The following is a 16,300-nucleotide window of genomic DNA, read 5'->3' as shown; positions in this document are numbered from 1 at the left end:
AGGCAACATTTAAAGGAGCTTTTTATGGTAACAATTCAGAATTATATACGTGTTAAAAGTCTGGAAGAGGCTTATCAGTTAAATCAAAAAAAAGGCAGCTGTATAATCGGTGGAATGCTATGGACAAAGATGCAGGACCGGACGATATTGACAGCAATTGATCTGTGTGATCTGAAACTGGATCAGATCGAGGAGACGGAGAGTGAGATCATTATCGGTTCAATGGTATCTCTGCGACAGCTTGAATTGCATAGAGGCTTAAATAATTATACACAAAATTCTGTCAGAGATGCTGTAAAAGATATTGTCGGTGTACAGTTTCGTAACTTGGCAACGGTAGGTGGAAGTATCTGGGGACGTTTTGGTTTCTCTGATGTGCTGACGGTATTTCTTGCCATGGATACATATGTGGAATTATATCAGGGTGGGAGAATACCACTTAGAGAATTTGCGAGGCAGAAGCCGGATCAGGATATTCTGGTTCGCCTGATCATAAAGAAGACATCCGGGTGCTTCTCTTATGCATCGGTAAGAAATCAGAGTACTGATTTTCCGGTGATCGCATGTGCGGCTTCTGTTGTAGGTGGAGAATATCGTTTATCAGTGGGAGCAAGACCGGGACGAGCGATGCTTCTTCTGGATGAAGAAGGGCTTCTGTCAGGGGGACTGACAGAAGACTCTATAGAGGCCTTTGCTATGTGGGCAGAGAAACATATTCCGACAGGAAGTAATCATCGAGCCGGAGCAAAGTATCGTTCCAGATTGGTTCGTGTATTAAGTCAGAGATTATTGAATAAATTGAGAGAGGAGCAGAAATGGAGATAACAGTAATTGTAAATGGAAAAAAACTGGTGGATTCTATTGAACCGGATCTGCTTCTGATCGATTTTCTGAGAAAGCATGGCTGCTACAGTGTAAAGCGAGGCTGTGAAACTGCAAATTGCGGATTGTGTACAGTCTTTTTGGACAGCATTCCTGTGCTTTCCTGTTCAGTGCCGGCAGCAAGGGCAGATGGTCATGAGGTACAGACATTAGAGGGACTTCAGGAGGAAGCTTCTGAATTTGTCGGATTTATTGCAGATCAGGGAGCTGATCAGTGCGGATTTTGCAATCCCGGATTTGTCATGAACACGATTGCATTATTGCGAGAGAATCCGGATCCTACAGATGATGAGATCCGTGCTTATCTGGCAGGAAATCTTTGCAGATGTTCCGGATATGAAGGTCAGTTGCGGGGAATTCGAAATTATCTGGAACATAAGAGATCAAAGGAGGGCATTCATGGAAGAAAAGAAGTATAATTCAGTCAATCATTCGGTTCGTAAAAAAGATGCAATGCAGCTCCTTTTGGGAAAACCGGTTTATGTTGATGATATTACATCATCAGATGCTTTGACGGTAAAGCTTTTAAGAAGCCCATATGCCAATGCTATTGTAGAAGATATCAACGTAGCAATAGCGAAAAAAGTTCCGGGAGTTGTAGATGTTTATACATGGAAGGATGTTCCAAAGCAGAGGTTTGCGATCGCAGGACAGACATATCCGGAACCATCTCCCTATGATCGGCTGATCATAGACCGGCATGTACGTTTTGTAGGGGATGTTGTTGCTATTATTGCGGCTACGGATGAGAAAGCTGCTTTAAAAGCAATGAAGCTGATAAAAGTGAAATATGATATCCTCGAACCGGTTCTTGATTTTCATCAGGCAAAGGATAGTGCTGTCCTTGTACACCCGGAGGAGGACTGGTTTCCACCTATGGAAGTTGGAGGAGATCCCGGACGGAATCTGGTTGCAAGTGAAAAAAACGGAGATGGTGATGTGGATGCCGTAATCGCGGATTGTGATGAGGTGTTTGAACATACATATCATATGCGGGCGTTTAACCAGGCAATGATGGAAACCTTCCGCACTTATACCTGTTTTGATCGATATGGAAGGCTTCATGTGATCTCATCTACACAGATTGTATTTCATGTGCGTCGTATCCTTTCCCGGGCACTGGGCATTCCAAAGAGCAGGATACGTGTTGAGAAACCAAGAATCGGTGGGGGGTTTGGAGCAAAACAAACAGCAGTCAGTGAAGTATATCCGGCGTTTGTCACACTGAAGACCGGACAACCCGCCAAACTTATATTCACAAGAGAAGAGAGTCAGATTGCCGGTTCTCCGCGGCATGAGATGGAAGTTCGTGTACGCTTGGGAGCAGACCGGGACGGACATATCCGCGGACTGGATCTGTACACACTTTCAAATACAGGAGCATATGGAGAACACGGACCTACAACAGTTGGTCTGAGCGGACATAAATCGATTCCTCTTTATACAGGTGGGCTTGAAGCATACCGCTTTAATTATGATGTAGTATATACTAATACGATGGCAGCCGGTGCCTACCGGGGATATGGTGCGACACAGGGTATATTTGCACTGGAAAGTGCTGTAAATGAGCTTGCAGAAAAACTTGGAATTGATCCGACTGTAATCCGTGAAAACAACATGATCCGTGAAGGAATGAAGATGCCGGCATATTATGGAGAGACAGCAAATGCCTGCGCACTTGATAAATGTATGGCAAAATGCAAAGAACTCTTTCATTGGGACGAGAAATATCCTGTTCGTGAGATAGGAGATGGAAAGGTCAGAACAGCCGGAGTAGCTATGGCGATGCAAGGTTCCTGTATCTCCAATCTGGATGTCGGATCGGCAACGGTAAAGCTGGCCGATGACGGAACATTTAATCTGATCATCGGTGCTGCAGATATGGGAACCGGATGTGACACGATCCTGGCTCAGATGGTGGCAGAATGTATGGATTGTTCCGTGGATGATGTAGCTGTATTTGGGGCAGATACAGATGCATCACCATATGATTCCGGTTCGTATGCATCATCTACAACATATGTTACGGGTAAGGCCGTAGAACTTGCCTGTGAGAAACTGAAAAAAAAGCTTTGTGAGATAGCAGCCGGTATGCTTTCCTGCAGTCCGGAGGAAATGATCTTTGAAAATGGAAGGGCATGTCGGGTCAATACAGATCAAAGTGTGTCACTTGCCGAGATTAGTGTAAAAGACCAGATTGCAAATGATATCGCAGCAGTAGCAACGGTTTCCCATTCTTCACCTGTATCGCCTCCGCCTTATATGGTCGGCATGGTTGAGATTGAGTTAGACCGATATACAGGAGAGGTAAAAATTCTGGATTATGTAGCTGTTGTTGATTGTGGAATTCCTATCAACCCGGCATTGGCACGTATTCAGGCAGAAGGCGGCATCGTACAGGGAATCGGGCATACACTGTTTGAGAATGTCACCTACAATGAAAGAGGATGCCCGATTGAATCCAGTTTCATGCAGTATAAGATTCCAACCCGCCTTGATATGGGACATCTTCAGGTAGAATTTGAACACAGTTATGAACCGACAGGCCCATTTGGAGCCAAGTCTATAGGAGAGATAGTGATCAATACACCTGCACCTGCAATTGCACATGCAATCTACCGTGCAACAGGTGTATGGCACAGAGAACTTCCGATCACTCCGGAAAAGATACTGATGTCCATGTTGGATGAAAAAGAATAAAGATGAGGAGAATTCACAAATGAAAAAAATGTTTAAGCTGTCTGAGACAGCATTTCAGCTGGATGGAAAGATGCCGCTTTCGCAGGCGATTCCGTTAGGATTACAGCATGTTTTGGCAATGTTTGTAGGAAACCTGACTCCACTTCTGATCATCACAGGAGCATGTGGTCTGGCAGGCGGTGAGTTCGCAGATCTACAGCTTTCTTTGCTTCAGAATGCGATGCTGATCGCAGGAATTGTGACCCTGGTACAGTTGTTTGGAATTGGCCCGGTAGGAGGCCGGGTACCGATCATAATGGGAACGTCTTCCGGATTTATAGGTGTCTTTAACAGTGTAGCAGCAACCATGGGTGGTGGTATACTGGCATATGGTGCGATCATGGGAGCATCTATTATAGGTGGTCTTTTTGAAACAGTGCTTGGCTTTTTCTTAAAGCCCCTTCGTAAGTTCTTTCCATCGGTTGTAACCGGTACCGTGGTAATGTCGATCGGATTAAGCCTGATTTCGGTAGGTATCAATTCTTTTGGTGGAGGAAATAAAGCAGAAGATTTTGGCTCCATTGAGAATCTGTTACTTGCGTTGTTTGTGCTTATTGCGATCTTGTTTTTCAAACATGCGACAAAAGGCTTTTTGAGTTCTTCATCTATTTTATTTGGCATTATTTTCGGATACATTGCAGCAATGATCATGGGCTTTGTTTTGCCGAAAACCGGAGTGACGGCAGATGGTGTAGAATATACAAAGGCATGGGTGTTGAACTGGGATAAAGTTGCGGAAGCCTCCTGGTTTGCGGTTCCAAAGCTTTTGCCTGTAAAACCCGTTTTCGATCTGCGTGCGATTCTTCCGGTTCTTATTATGTTCATTGTAACTGCAGTTGAGACGGTTGGAGATATATCAGGTGTTATGGAAGGCGGATTGGACAGAGAAGCAACAGATAAAGAACTTGCAGGCGGTGTTATGTGTGACGGACTGGGTTCTTCATTTGCAGCAATATTTGGTGTCCTGCCAAACACATCATTCAGTCAGAATGTTGGATTGGTAGCCATGACAAAGGTTGTAAACCGGTTTGCTCTTGCAACCGGAGCCATTTTCCTTGTCCTTTGCGGCTTGTGTCCAAAGCTTGCTGCGTTGGTATCAATCATGCCACAGTCTGTACTTGGTGGCGCAGCAGTCATGATGTTTTCGTCAATTGTAATCAGTGGTATTCAGTTGATCACGAAGAATCCGTTGAATGCCAGAAATCTTTCCATTGTATCAGTAGCACTGGGCGTTGGATATGGAATGGGAGCTAATCCCGGAATTCTGGTACATACACCGGAGGTGGTACAGTTGGTGTTTGGCGGATCTGGAATTGTACCGGCAGCAATGGTAGCAATTCTTTTAAATATCATTTTGCCGAAAGAGGAAAAATAAATACTATTTATACAGCATATGAAACAACTGCAGATATTCCTGTTCGACATCCTCAAACGAACGGACCTCATAAGAAAGGTTGATGTGAAGCTCAGGCTCCGGTCTGTCCGAGGGCTCATTTAGCAGAGTGAGAAGATCGAAATAGAGCATGTCGTCGTCGATACATTTGATCCTGCGTTCTTCTTCCTCTGTCAGAGGAGACCCCAGATATTTTGTATAGATCACATCTAACAGATTTTGTTCCAGTTTCTTGTATGCGGGAAGATGTTTTTTAAAAGGTCTTGGAACATCTGACAGGTAGGCTTCGCTTGCATCGTGAAGCAGACAGGCAAGCACCAGTCGGTTGGAATACCCACGGGCAGCCGCTTCCTTTGCACAGTTGATACAATGACTGCCGACGGAAAAGAAGGTCTTCACATGACCATTTCCACGACAAATTAGTGATAATGCGTGTGCGATGTCCTCGATATGAAGATGTTCTGCCTTCGGCAGAGTCGGATCAAAATGATCCCCGGTATAAGTTGTAATATAATCAGCCATATAAAAATCATCCTGTCGAAAATAGTTATTTCTTACTGATTATATAACAAAAGCAGGTAAAATCAACTTATTTATGTGTGGAAAGAAAGCGTTAAAAGATAATCGGAGATAATTAAGAAGAGAATTGATAGTAAAATATTACAAATCATTCTCATTATATAAAAATATTTTTTGGAGCAAAGTTAATATAGATAAAAATTATGGCTCTGTTATAGATTCACTATTATGAAGCAAGCCTGCCCGAATGTCGGTACTTAGTGAACTGCTGTAAGCAGTGAGCTTAGAACCGCTACATGAGGGTAGAGCGAGAGCGCCTTGCGCAATAATATGTGAACTATAACAGAGCCATAATTAGGTAAAATATAATTGCTCCGAAAAATATTCCGTGTTTACGCCTTCTTGCCGGCTGCTTCAAACTCCCGGATGATTTCTTCATCAGGAGCCTTTGTAAGCAGGCTGACCACAATGATGAAGATCAGGGATACGATAAATGCAGGAAGCAGTTCGTAGATATCGAGAATTCCTCCAAGTGGACGAACCAGATATTTCCAGATAAATACGGTAGCACCACCGGATGTGATACCGGCGATCGCACCTGCAAGATTACAACGTTTCCAGAATAAAGAACAAAGCACAACAGCACCAAATGCACCGCCGAAGCCTGCCCATGCGAAGGAAACGATCTTGAATACACTGGAGTCAGGATTTCTTGCAAGGAAGATACTTACGATCGCAATACCAACGATTGTTAAACGTGCGATCAGAAGATTTGTCTTCTCGGAAATCTTGATCTTTAAGAAATCATGTACTATATTCTGTGAAACACCGGATGCAGCAGCAAGCATCTGACTGTCTGCGGTAGACATCGTAGCGGCAAGGATACCGGCAAGGATGATACCTGCGATAAGAGCAGTTAATGCATTATGCTGGCTGATGATACCTGCGATACGAACGATAATAGTTTCACTGTTTGAACCGGTCAGAGTTTCAAGTGCGCCTGCTTTGGTCATACCAAGACCGACAATACCGATCAGAAGACCTGCGGTCATAGCGATCACGACCCATACAGAGGCAATACGGCGGGAAAGTACCAGTTTTTTCTCATCCTCGATTGCCATGAAACGGACAAGGATATGAGGCATACCAAAGTAACCGAGTCCCCATGCTGCGGTTGAGAAAATTGTCAAAAAGTTATATTTGACTTCAGAACCGGAGGCAACATCAAAGGTAGATGTCAGAGACAGATAACCCGGAAGGGCGGCTGCGTTGTCCATAACGGCTGTCCAACCACCTGCTCTTGAGATTCCATAGATCAGAACGATCGCAAGTGCACCGGTCATAACGATACTCTGAACAAGGTCTGTAACACATACGGCATTGAACCCACCGGTGATAGTGTAACCAACAATCAACAGGGCGGACAACATCATGGCAACCTGATAATTGATACCGAATAAGCTGTTGAACAGCTTACCACAGGCAGCAAAACCGGATGCTGTGTAAGGGATGAAGAAGATAATGATAACGAGAGCGGAAAGTGCTGTGATAACATTATTCTTATCATGGAATCGTTTTGCAAAGAAATCAGGCACAGTGATCGCGCCGATATTATTTGAATAACGTCTGAGTTTTCTGGACACGAAGAACCAGTTCAACCATGTACCAACGGCAAGACCGATGGCAGTCCATGCGGCATCGCAGATACCGGACAGATATGCAACGCCCGGAAGTCCCATCAGGAGCCAGCTTGACATATCACTTGCTTCAGCACTCATGGCTGTTACGAGAGGTCCCATCTTACGGCCGCCAAGATAGAAATCTTCTGTACTGTTGTTACGCTTGCTGTAAACAAAGCCGATCACAAGCATGATCGCCAGGTAGACAACGATTGCAAGCATGATGAAAAAGTTAGTTGTCATAAACATTTAAATATCCTCCAATTTTTTATTGCGTATGCATAACATGGACAAAATCGTTAAATTTCGTAATAGAATACATAACTAAAAAATCATAGCGTAATATGAGAAAAAAGTCAAACAAATACGATCTGCTTTAGAAAAACAGGTAAAATTATGTCCTGGCTAAAGAATGGTAAAGGATTTGTAAAAAATACTTGAAAAAATAAATCAGGTCTGCTAGTATGTCTTCAGACAAAGACGTCAGTTGAACGAGATACGTTCGATTGGCGTCTTTTCTGTTTTACAAAAAAAGTACCATGGAATTTTGTAAAAAAGTGAAGCGAAACCTGTCGGGGGATGCGCACCTGCCGTAGATTTCAAAAAGAATTTCAGAAAAAAATGGAGGAAATAGTTATGAATACTGGTGATACTGGTTTTATGCTGATCTGTACAGCATTGGTATTTTTTATGACACCGGGACTTGCTTTCTTTTATGGTGGAATGGTGCGAAGGAAAAATGTCGTTAATACGATGATGGCATGTACTTTTATTATGGGACTTTCGGTTGTAATGTGGATATTATTTGGTTACTCCCTTTCTTTTGGGGGAAATCACGGAGGAATCATTGGTGATCTCAGATGGTTTGCGTTAAATGGCATATCCATGAATGAGGCCGGACCGTATGCAGACAATATTCCGCATTTTGTATATATTGCATTTCAGATGATGTTTGCAATGATCACGCCGGCACTGATCACAGGATCATTAGTCGGACGTGTAAAGTTTAAGGCTTTATTCTTCTTTATCATGTTCTGGTCGATTCTGGTTTACTACCCGATGGCACATATGGTATGGGGACAGGGCGGTTTCCTTGCAGAGATCGGTTCCGTCGATTTTGCAGGCGGAAATGTCGTACATATCAGCTCCGGTGTAAGCGCATTGATATTTGCAATCATCCTTGGCAGACGAAAAGGTTATGAGAATACTGCTTATCGTGTTCATAACATTCCATTCGTTGCTCTTGGTGCATTTATCCTTTGGTTCGGATGGTTCGGCTTCAATGCAGGAAGTGCCCTCGGAGCAAATGGTCTTGCAGCTCATGCATTCTTAACCTCAGCGATCGCAAGTGCGAGTGCCATGATGTCATGGATGCTGATCGATGTGATAAAAGATGGAAAGCCAACCTTGGTTGGTGCTTCGACCGGTCTTGTTGTCGGGCTGGTTGCAATCACACCGGGAGCTGGCTTTGTTCCAATCTGGTCTGCATTTATTATCGGTGCACTTGTAAGTCCGATTTGTTGTGGTATGATTACTTTATTAAAGAAGAAATTGAAAATAGATGATGCACTCGATGCTTTTGGATGTCATGGTATCGGTGGTGTCTGGGGTGGCATCGCGACCGGATTATTTGGTAAGAGTTCGATCAACAGCGTTGCCAGATGGGATGGACTGTTCTTCGGAGACTATCACCTCTTTGTTGCACAGTTGATCGGTATCGTTGTGACGATAGCAGTTGCAGCGGTCGGAACGTTTATCTGTCTTGGACTTGTAAGACTGATCACGCCGCTTCGTGTATCAGATAAGGAAGAAAAGATCGGTCTGGATCTTGCAGAACAGGGAGAAAGTGCATATCCGACATTTAACGGATTGGATTCATAGAAGTTGCGGAAAGGAGTATGAGAATATGATGATCAAGATAGAAGCAATCGTGCGAGAAGAAGTATTTGAAGATGTAAAAGAAGCACTGAATGCGATTGATGTAAATGGTATTACAGTATCTCAGGTAATGGGATGCGGTGCACAGCGAGGATATAAGAAGCTGGTACGTGGTACAGAGGTTGATGTCGTTATGCAGCCGAAGATCAAATTTGAGATCGTAGTTTCTTCGGAAGAATGGGAGAAGAAGACGATCGATGCAATCCAGAAGGCAGCATACACCGGAGAAGTCGGAGACGGCAAGATCTTCAGTTATGAGATCCGCACCGCCATGAAGATCCGTACGAAGGAAAGCGGCTATGATGCGCTGAATTAGATAAACAGGAGGAGCCTGTAAGACAGGTTCCTCTTATTTTTCTGTCTTAAATTCCATTTACAAGCCATGAAAAACAGTTTATAGTTATAGGCAGTTAAAATTGTTCAGGACGGTGTATACAATATGAAATTTAAGAGTACAAATGAGATAGAAACCATTCAGTTACGGGATGCACAGATCAAAGAAATGAAGCTTGTCGGAGTCGGAGAAGTGGAAACAGATGGCGAAGCAGCAGAGAGTGTTGAAAAAGTGAAAGCAGACAACGCGGCAGGGAGTGTCGGAGATGCAGAAGCTTCCCTTAAAGGGCTTCGGGCAAGATGGCTGGAACTCTATGTAGAAGGTGCAGTTGTAAAGGATAACAATTCTCAGAACGAATACTATACAGACAAATATGCCGATCAGATGGAGATACGGTTTAAGAATCCGGTCATTGAAGCGGTATTGTTGGAAGGTCATAAGTATTATGATGCAAATGATAATCTGGTAGAAGAAGTTCCGGATCAGAAACTTGCGGAAGATGAGTATGAAAAGATATTTGGAAAGTTCAAAGAGAACTATATCTTCTATGGTGGTAAGCCGGAAGCAGATAAGAAGTGTTATCAGATGATCGTTGATGTTGACGAAGATTCTTATATAGTAAGCTTTTATTATGATAAGGTAATTGCCGGATGGAATCATTTCCTGAATAAGGCAAACATGGGTTAGGTGATCGAATATGGCAAAACGAATCAAAGAATATCTGGCATATGTAGATAAGCTGCTTGCAAGGGATGATGTTGATTTTGATGAGGAGATGAGGAGGCATCTGGTGCAGATTGAATTTTTCATGCATGAGCGTCTGATCCATCTTCTTGTAACAATCTTATTTGCGATCCTTACGGTAGGCTGCTGTGTGACCTTTGTGGTGACGGAAAAAATACAGATCTTACTGTTAGCGGCAGCACTGTTTGTCTTACTGATCCCATATATCAGGCATTATTATTTACTTGAAAACAGCGTGCAGAGAATGTACGATCAGTATGACAAAATGATGGAAAAAGCAGGAAAAGATGCATTTTATACAGGAAAGGAAAGTTAAATGTTTAATCTGGTAATGGGAATCGTCATGATCGGGATCGGAACAATCTGTCTGGTAAAAGGCTGTGTAGGAACCTTAAGTCCAGTGATGATCTTTTTTGGATGCTGTATGATTGTATTCGGTATCGTGGAGATCATCCGGTCAAAAGCTATCCGCAAACGCGAACAGCAGAGAAAAGGCCATGAGATGGATGTCTATCTCAAAATGGCAGAGGAGATGGGCGTAGTCGTAAATCCCATCACCCATGAAATTGTCAAAAAAGAGGACGATAAATCTTAAAACGGACGAACTGGTCGATGGTTATACCTATTATTACGTAACCAGCGACCAGCTCTGTTTGTCTGAATATGTTTATCGTCCTTTTTTGATAGAGCAAGTCCACCATTGCATTCTCAAAAAATAAATATAAATAAAAACAACAGATATTAAAAAAATAGGATTGTTGAATTTTGATACCGTAGGAAAAATGGAAGACAGGGTTATTGTTATAAAGCAAGCCTGCCTGAGCGCTGGTACTTAGGCTGCGTACTTTGCAGCCTTACGTACCACTGCGTCGAAGGTAGAGCGAAAGCGTCTTGCGTAATAATAGGTAACCCTGTCTTCCATTTTTTAAAGGTGCTCTACTTCAAGGTCGAGAAGTCAAATTCGGACACGCCGGAGCCGGAGGCTGCCTTGTAGACCTTGCCGGAGGTAGAATCTACATAGAAGTCACCAACCTTAGAGTTGTCAGATTTTCTGGTGTCATGAAGCTCAAAGTGGTAGCCCATGCTGCCGGAGTTATAATCAGTAAGATCCTTGTCGTTATTGCGAACTTCATAGTTCTTGGAGTCGCCGGGAATCTGATCCATAAAATACTTATAAGCATGGTCATAAGTATCATAGTTTCCGGTCAGAGCATCGGATACATCCTTTGCTGCATCATCTACAACATCTCCGGCATCGTCGATCATGTTACCGAGATCCTTACCTACAGAACCTGTACCGTTTGAATTATTCCCGTTTTCTGTGGAACTGCTGTCCTCTGTACTGCTCCCGGTTGTTGTACCGGTTGTTTCAGGGTTATTTTTCTCGCCGCATGCGGTCAGGGTAAATGCCATGACAACCAGACATGCACATAAAAGAAATGATTTTTTCATTTTTTTATTCTCCTTTTCCATTTGATAAAAATAGTATCTGACATTTCCTGTTTTTTATTCGAATAAAAATATCAGATCAGGAGTATAGATGTATAAAAAACGGAAAATCTTATAAAAATGAGGAAAAAAATAAAAACAGTTTTATCCCACATAAATGACAACGAAGCGTTAAAAGAGTGTGACCGATTTTTTGCAGCTTATTGGCAAAATATAATTCTGGTTGCTGCACTGATCGTATTTTTATTGTTTACAGGAAAATTCATTATCGATCAGAAAGATAAATTTCCGGATTCAGACAGCGTGGTTGCCATGTCATCAAAAACAGTGACACGAAAACGGGCATATCTGACCTTTGACGACGGTCCATCCGATCAGACCGGAGAGATCCTTGATATTTTAAAAGAGCATAATGTTAAAGCTACGTTCTTTGTAATAGGAAGAAATGAACGATACTATCCCATGTACAAACGGATCGTGGAGGAAGGGCATACACTGGCGATCCATTCATATTCCCATGAATATAGTACGATCTATGCAAGCTATGACAATTTCGTGAATGATGTTGAGGAATTAAGAAAATTATTGTATGATGTTACAGGAGTGGACTGCCGGTATTACAGGTTCCCGGGTGGAAGTTCAAACCGTGTTACGCAGGTACCGGTGAATGACCTGATCGACTATCTGGACTCGGCAGGATTGACGTATTTTGACTGGAATGCATTGAATAATGATGCGGTGATTGCCGGACAGACACCGGATCAGCTTGTAAAGAATATATTGAAGGATGCATTAAATTATGATGACACGATCATATTGATGCATGATCTGGATTGCTGTCATGAAACAGTGGAATCTCTGCCGTCACTGATTGAACAATTAGAGGAACATGGATATGAGATCCTTCCGATTGATGATGATACACCGCATATCCAACATAGAACACATTAGAAATAGTTCATTATATTTTATCTATACATAATCAAGTAAAGAGGCTAAAGAATGACATACGAAGAAGCATATCTATATATGAAAGAAGCGGGAAAAAGAGGCAGTATCTACGGAACGGAGACAGTGAAAGAACTACTTTTAAGACTGGGGAATCCACAGGATCAGGTTCCTGTCGTTCATATAGCCGGAACAAACGGAAAAGGTTCTATATTCGCATTTGTCGGGCATATTCTGGAGGATGCAGGGTATGTTGTCGGACGCTATATATCCCCAACGATCTTTACATATCTGGAACGATTTCAGATAAATGAACATTATATGAAAGAATCGGAATTTGCACGGATCATGGAGACCGTGATCCCGGTTTGCGAGAATATGGAGGAAGCCGGGCTTCCGATTCCGACTGCATTTGAGCTTGAGACTGCGGTAGCATTTCTGTATTTTGTGCAGAAAAAGGTCGATATCGTGTTACTGGAAACCGGAATGGGAGGAAAGAACGATGCGACAAATGTGGTGAAACAGCCGCTTTGTACCGTGCTTGCAAGCATCAGCAGAGATCATATGCAGTTTCTTGGTGATACATTGCAGGAGATTCTGGAACAGAAGATGGGGATCCTTCGGGAACAGGTTCCGTGTGTGGCATATCCGATGCAGGATGAGATAAGACAGATATGGCTGGATAAATGTGATAAAATGCAGATAGAACCGATCATGGCAGATACCGACCAACTGCAGGTCATAGCAGAAAATCTGCATGGAAGCAGGTTTTGTTATAAAGGACAGGAGTATGAGCTGGGGATTCCCGGAATCTATCAGATCTATAACAGTATAACCGCAATTGAGGTCTGTAATTGTTTAAAAAAACAGTATGATTTAAAAAATGTGAATATAAAGAACGGATTAAAAGAGACGGTGTGGGAGGGCAGATTCCAGAAGATTAAGGATGTGCCTTTGACTTATATCGATGGAGCGCATAATGAAGGCGGATGGAGAAGTCTCAGAGAGAATATCCGGGCATATTTTACAGGGCGGCCGTTGATCTATATCTGTGGTGTTCTTGCAGATAAAGAGTATGAGAAAATGGTGGATATCATGGCACCGTTTGCAAGCTTTATCATAACGGTAACACCGGATAATCCACGGGCGCTTGATAAGGAGATTCTGGCAGACTGCTATCGTTCATACGGAAAGTCGGTGGATACGGCAGAGGATGTGTTTACTGCACAGAGACAGGCGGAAACACTGGCACAAGAAATGACGGAGCCGGTGATCGTGGTATTTGGTTCATTATCTTTTATAGGACCGCTGATACCGCGAATAAAGTAGTACGATAAACCAGGAGAGGACTACAGAGAAGAAATGACGATGGACAGAGTCAACGCAATATTAGCAAATGAAGAATATAAAGACTGGATGGAGCAGATCCGAACATCCGAGAAAGAACGAAGATTCTGCTGTCATGGGATCGATCATTGTCTGGATGTAGCAAGGATCGGAATGCTGATGAATCTGGAGGAGAAGTTAGGACTGGAACCGGAGCTTATCTATGCGGCAGCATTATTACATGATATCGGACGGGCGGTCAGCTATCAGACCAGCGAAGAACATCATTTGGCAAGTGTTCGTAACAGTCGGAGTATTTTGCTGGCAACCGGATTTTCCGGTAAGGAAACAGAGCTGATCTTAGAAGCAATCAGCAAACATAATACGACAGGGAAGGAAGCAGAGGGGCTTTCCTATGTAATATACAGGGCAGACAAGCTTTCCAGACGCTGTTTTGACTGTGAGGTCTATGACGAGTGTTACTGGAAGGAAAACGAAAAGAACAAAGGAGTGGTCTACTGATGATTATAGGGAACAAAGAATTTAAACTGAATGAAAAACCGTATGTAATGGGAATCTTGAATGTGACACCGGATTCATTTTCCGATGGAGGAACACATAACAAGTTCGATGATGCATTGTATGCCACAGAGCAGATGATAAATGATGGCGCAGATATTATAGATGTAGGCGGAGAATCGACCAGACCCGGTTATACATTAATTTCAGATGAGGAGGAGATTGGTCGTGTTGTTCCTGTGATCGAGGCAATCAGGGAACGATTTGATACCGTAATTTCACTGGATACCTATAAGGCTGGCGTGGCGGAAGCCGGAATCCGGGCAGGTGCAGATCTGATCAATGATATCTGGGGCTTCAAATGGGATGGAAGGATGGCTGATATCGTTGCTGCACATGATGTGGCATGTTGTCTGATGCATAACAGAAGGGTAATGGATTATACCGATTATTTAAACGACGTTGTTAAAGATCTGGACGAATCCGTTCAGATGGCACTGAATGCAGGTGTGAAGAAGGAGAAGATCATGGTAGATCCGGGAATCGGATTTGCAAAGAACTTAGAACAGAATCTCGCTTTAATGAATCATCTGGAGCTTTTGCATAAATGGGATTTCCCGATACTGCTGGGTACTTCCAGAAAATCTATGATCGGTCTGACTCTCGATCTTCCTGTTACAGAGAGGGAAGAAGGTACGATCGCGACATCGGTCATGGGGCTTATGAAGGGCTGTCAGTTCTTCCGTGTGCATAATGTAAAAGGAAATGCGCGTGCACTTCAGATGGCATGGGCGATCATGCATAGTTAATACAGTCAATAAGAGAAAATGAAGCAGTACTTAATGATTTAATGAACAGAAGAAAATTTCATTGAATCATAAATAAAAAAGATGAGGGTTGATCTGGTAAAAGGGAGAACAGACAGGAGGTGTCGTATGGATAGAATCAGCATAAAAGGACTGGAAATATTTGCTAATCACGGAGTTTTTAAAGAAGAAAATGTGCTTGGACAGAAATTTGTAATTAATATTGATATGTATACATCGACAAGGGCGGCAGGGATCCGGGATGATCTGAAGCTGTCTATTGATTATGGAGCCATCTGTAATCTGGTTGAAAAGACGATGAAAGAGCATACTTATAAGCTGATCGAAGCAGTTGCGGAAGAGGTAGCGGCGAACATTCTTCTGTCATATCCGACGATGTCAGAGGTTGAAGTAGAGGTTGAGAAACCATGGGCACCGGTATTAATGCCGCTTCAGACAGTGTCAGTAAAGATACGAAGAAAGAGACACATTGCTTATCTGGGACTTGGTTCGAATATGGGCGACCGGGAATCCTATCTCGATTTTGCGATTGATGAATTAAATAAAGATGAATATACCAAGGTGACTAAGGTTTCAGATTTCATCGAGACAGAGCCGTATGGTGGCGTGGAACAGGATGATTTTTTAAATGGCTGTATCGAGGTAGAGACACTTCATTCGCCGGATGAACTGTTACATCTGATCAATGCGATCGAGAGGGACGCCGGCAGGGAACGCCTTATCCACTGGGGACCAAGAACTTTGGATATCGATATCCTTTTATATGATGATCTGATCTGTGATGAGGAGAATCTCCATATCCCACATATAGAGATGTGCAAGCGGGAATTTGTATTAGAGCCGTTATCCAATATAGCAGGCTATAAGAGACATCCGGTCAATGGCAGGACGATCCGGGAGCTTCTTGACGAGCTGGAACGGAACGAAGAATAAACCGGGGAAAATGAGCATGCGCATTTGATCGTATTGGCATAGTTTTAAAGACAACATTAATATTAATAGA

The 16,300-nt window shown here is 42.9% G+C and carries 17 protein-coding genes; 14 read left to right on the top strand and 3 right to left on the bottom strand.

Annotated features, from left to right (window positions below):
• Positions 1-24 precede the first annotated feature (24 nt).
• From DWW85_RS09065 to DWW85_RS09050, 4 genes are read left to right on the top strand one after another with little or no spacing between them, the layout of a single operon-like run.
• On the top strand, positions 25-825 hold the full coding sequence (locus tag DWW85_RS09065; RefSeq protein ID WP_117808416.1) for an FAD binding domain-containing protein: 801 nt from the start codon (positions 25-27) through the stop codon (positions 823-825).
• Positions 816-1,301 carry a 2Fe-2S iron-sulfur cluster-binding protein gene (locus DWW85_RS09060; protein WP_117808415.1) on the top strand — a complete coding sequence of 162 codons (486 nt, stop codon included), beginning with the start codon at positions 816-818 and terminating at the stop codon, positions 1,299-1,301. Before DWW85_RS09065 ends, DWW85_RS09060 begins: the two co-directional genes overlap by 10 nt.
• Positions 1,282-3,582: a molybdopterin cofactor-binding domain-containing protein gene (locus DWW85_RS09055; RefSeq protein ID WP_117808414.1), complete on the top strand. Its 2,301-nt coding sequence runs from the start codon at positions 1,282-1,284 to the stop codon at positions 3,580-3,582. The genes DWW85_RS09060 and DWW85_RS09055 overlap by 20 nt, the downstream gene beginning before the upstream one ends.
• 19 nt (positions 3,583-3,601) lie before the next feature.
• On the top strand, positions 3,602-4,996 hold the full coding sequence (locus DWW85_RS09050; protein WP_117808413.1) for a nucleobase:cation symporter-2 family protein: 1,395 nt from the start codon (positions 3,602-3,604) through the stop codon (positions 4,994-4,996).
• A 3-nt stretch (positions 4,997-4,999) separates the two neighbouring features.
• Here the strand turns inward: DWW85_RS09050 and DWW85_RS09045 are convergent, their stop codons facing one another.
• A complete protein-coding gene (locus tag DWW85_RS09045) occupies positions 5,000-5,536 on the bottom strand; it encodes a hypothetical protein (protein WP_117808412.1) in 537 nt (178 codons plus the stop codon).
• A gap of 389 nt (positions 5,537-5,925) precedes the next feature.
• Positions 5,926-7,461, bottom strand: coding sequence for a sodium/proline symporter (locus DWW85_RS09040; RefSeq protein WP_117808411.1), 1,536 nt, complete (start codon positions 7,459-7,461; stop codon positions 5,926-5,928).
• 387 nt (positions 7,462-7,848) lie between these two features.
• Between DWW85_RS09040 and DWW85_RS09035 the strand changes: the two genes are divergently transcribed.
• From DWW85_RS09035 to DWW85_RS09015, 5 genes are all read left to right on the top strand, one after another.
• A complete protein-coding gene (locus DWW85_RS09035) occupies positions 7,849-9,093 on the top strand; it encodes an ammonium transporter (RefSeq protein ID WP_117808410.1) in 1,245 nt (414 codons plus the stop codon).
• A 25-nt stretch (positions 9,094-9,118) separates the two neighbouring features.
• On the top strand, positions 9,119-9,466 hold the full coding sequence (locus tag DWW85_RS09030; RefSeq protein ID WP_008401503.1) for a P-II family nitrogen regulator: 348 nt from the start codon (positions 9,119-9,121) through the stop codon (positions 9,464-9,466).
• 123 nt (positions 9,467-9,589) lie between these two features.
• Entirely contained in the window at positions 9,590-10,171 is a 582-nt protein-coding gene (locus DWW85_RS09025) for a hypothetical protein (protein ID WP_117808409.1), read from the top strand.
• A gap of 10 nt (positions 10,172-10,181) precedes the next feature.
• Positions 10,182-10,544 (top strand): hypothetical protein, encoded by a 363-nt coding sequence (locus DWW85_RS09020; protein WP_021944732.1) that lies wholly within the window; start codon positions 10,182-10,184, stop codon positions 10,542-10,544.
• Positions 10,545-10,823, top strand: a complete 279-nt coding sequence (locus DWW85_RS09015) for a DUF308 domain-containing protein (RefSeq protein ID WP_117808408.1) — start codon at positions 10,545-10,547, stop codon at positions 10,821-10,823.
• 341 nt (positions 10,824-11,164) lie between these two features.
• Here the strand turns inward: DWW85_RS09015 and DWW85_RS09010 are convergent, their stop codons facing one another.
• Positions 11,165-11,680 (bottom strand): hypothetical protein, encoded by a 516-nt coding sequence (locus DWW85_RS09010; protein ID WP_021943706.1) that lies wholly within the window; start codon positions 11,678-11,680, stop codon positions 11,165-11,167.
• Between the two features lie 117 nt (positions 11,681-11,797).
• Here DWW85_RS09010 and DWW85_RS09005 point away from each other — a divergent pair, with 117 nt between their 5' ends.
• From DWW85_RS09005 to folK, 5 genes are all read left to right on the top strand, one after another.
• A complete protein-coding gene (locus DWW85_RS09005) occupies positions 11,798-12,628 on the top strand; it encodes a polysaccharide deacetylase family protein (protein ID WP_117808407.1) in 831 nt (276 codons plus the stop codon).
• A 51-nt stretch (positions 12,629-12,679) separates the two neighbouring features.
• Positions 12,680-13,954 (top strand): folylpolyglutamate synthase/dihydrofolate synthase family protein, encoded by a 1,275-nt coding sequence (locus tag DWW85_RS09000; RefSeq protein WP_117808406.1) that lies wholly within the window; start codon positions 12,680-12,682, stop codon positions 13,952-13,954.
• 39 nt (positions 13,955-13,993) lie between these two features.
• Complete coding sequence (locus tag DWW85_RS08995) at positions 13,994-14,473, top strand: HD domain-containing protein (protein WP_242996135.1); 480 nt, start codon at positions 13,994-13,996, stop codon at positions 14,471-14,473.
• A complete protein-coding gene (gene folP, locus DWW85_RS08990; protein ID WP_021943710.1) occupies positions 14,473-15,279 on the top strand; it encodes a dihydropteroate synthase in 807 nt (268 codons plus the stop codon). The genes DWW85_RS08995 and folP overlap by 1 nt, the downstream gene beginning before the upstream one ends.
• 126 nt (positions 15,280-15,405) lie before the next feature.
• Positions 15,406-16,230: a 2-amino-4-hydroxy-6-hydroxymethyldihydropteridine diphosphokinase gene (folK, locus tag DWW85_RS08985; protein ID WP_117808404.1), complete on the top strand. Its 825-nt coding sequence runs from the start codon at positions 15,406-15,408 to the stop codon at positions 16,228-16,230.
• Positions 16,231-16,300: the final 70 nt, after the last annotated feature.

This window comes from Clostridium sp. AF17-21AC (assembly GCF_003461365.1).
GTDB classification, from domain to species: Bacteria; Bacillota; Clostridia; order Lachnospirales; family Lachnospiraceae; genus Coprococcus; species Coprococcus ammoniilyticus.
Note: the sequence above shows the minus strand (reverse complement) of the source record. Positions and strands in the feature narration are given on the sequence as shown.